Genomic DNA, 1,730 nt, shown 5'->3' with positions numbered 1-1,730 from the left:
CTTGAACTGCGGCGGATAGTTCTTCATGACCACGAGATGTCCGTTCTCAGATCCTCAGGATCCAGTGTCTCGTGTGTCCAGGATCAAGGGTCAAGACCCGGTGTAGGTGCGGCGGCCGGTGTGGCTGTCGTCGATGCTGAGGGGGGAGCCGTCGGCCTGGTAGCCGAAGGTCCGTTCCAGGACGTCGGTGTGCTGCGTTCTGAGAGACTGACGGGCAAGGCGGCCCACTTCGTCCCAGTCCTGGCGGAGCGTAAGCGTGTCCTCAAGGGTGCGTGCGGTTTCACGTCCGAGCGCGTCGCGGTCGAAGCGGAAGGCGTGGTCTCCGGCCGTGTAGGTGGCCAGTCCTTCCCAGGTGTAGGCGAGGTCGCTGCCGGCGCCGGACGGGGTGCGCCGGTGAACGCGGGCGACCGAGCGCGTCGTAGGCGAAGGCCAGGGTGCGCCCGTTGGCGGTCTCGGAGATGACCCGTCCCGCCGCATCCCGCTGGAGGTCGATGCGCGCGTGGGCGTTCATTATTCGTGAGACGTGGCCGGTCTCTCCCCAGGTGAAAACGCCTACGGAGCCATCGTCGTGGTGCAGCTGGGTGACGCGGCCGAGGACGTCGCGTTCGAACGTCAGACTCTGGCCGGCGGCGTTGGTGCGGCGTATCAGACGTCCGAGGGCGTCGTGCTCGTAGGACAGGGTGCGGCCGTCGAAGTCGGTCTCGGACACGAGTCGGCCGGCCGCGTCGTAGGTGTAATGCCACTGAAGGCCCTGGGCGTTGGTGACTTTGGTCAGCCGCAGTTCCGTGTCGTGGGTGAAGCGGTAGCCGCCTCCCTCCGCGATGCGGGTGGTGACGGGCAGGTCGAAGTGAGTGGCCGTGGAGGAAGTGGTGCGGCCCATACGGTCGGTGTGGCCCACGAGATTGCCCTCGGCGTCCCAGGTCCATTCCTCCCGGGTGCCGTCGGGCAGCTCACGCCACGCAGGCTTTCCCTCGACCGTCCAGCCCTGGCGGAGCGTGCCACCCAGGGCGTCGGTGACGGTAGTGACGCGGCCGAAGGCATCCCGGGCGCAGACGGTACTCGCACCGTCGGGCGCGGTGATCCGCAGCGGCAGACCGGCCGCGTCGGAGGTTGTTCGCGTGACGTCGCCAAACGCGTTGCGGACGCCGGTCACATGACCGCGGTCGTTGAACTCGTACTCCGTGCGGGCGCCGGTGGGCTCGATAACTGCGGTGCGGTTGCCCTGCTGGTCATACGCGTAGGAACGCCGGATACCGCCGCGCTCGGTGACCTCGACGGGTTGCCGCATCTCGTTGTACACGGCGGTGGTGCGCACACCGTCAGGGGCGACAAGGCAGACGAGGCTGCCGTGAGCGTCGCGTTCGAAGCGGGTGGTGTGACCCAGGGCATTGGTCTGCGCCAGCAACTGGTCCTGGGCGTCGAACTCGAAGTGGGCCGTATGCCCCAGGGGGTCGGTTTCGGCGACGACCTGAAGGGCCTCATTGATATGGAAGACCGTGGTGGCGCCGGTGGAATCGGTGTAGCGGGTGACGCCGTGGCCGGTCTCGCTGTGGACCTCGTAGGTGAACGCGGAGGAGAGGAATCCGTCGGGGCCGAACGTACGGATGACGCGGCCGGAGCTGTCGTACACGTACTAGGGCCTGTGTGACGTCGTGATCAATCTTGTCGATCCGGATCCGCCTGGAAGACGGATCCGGTAGGAAGACGATCGTGACGCGCAGGCAACTCAC

Annotated in this window: 1 protein-coding gene; it reads right to left on the bottom strand. The window is 66.9% G+C overall.

All coding sequences use genetic code 11. The annotated features are described in order from the left end of the window. Positions 1-280 precede the first annotated feature (280 nt). Complete coding sequence (locus tag IF11_RS0135960; protein WP_030356012.1) at positions 281-1,630, bottom strand: RHS repeat domain-containing protein; 1,350 nt, start codon at positions 1,628-1,630, stop codon at positions 281-283. Between the last annotated feature and the right edge of the window lie 100 nt (positions 1,631-1,730).

This window comes from Streptomyces scopuliridis RB72 (assembly GCF_000718095.1).
GTDB lineage: Bacteria > Actinomycetota > Actinomycetes > Streptomycetales > Streptomycetaceae > Streptomyces > Streptomyces scopuliridis.
Note: the sequence above shows the minus strand (reverse complement) of the source record. Positions and strands in the feature narration are given on the sequence as shown.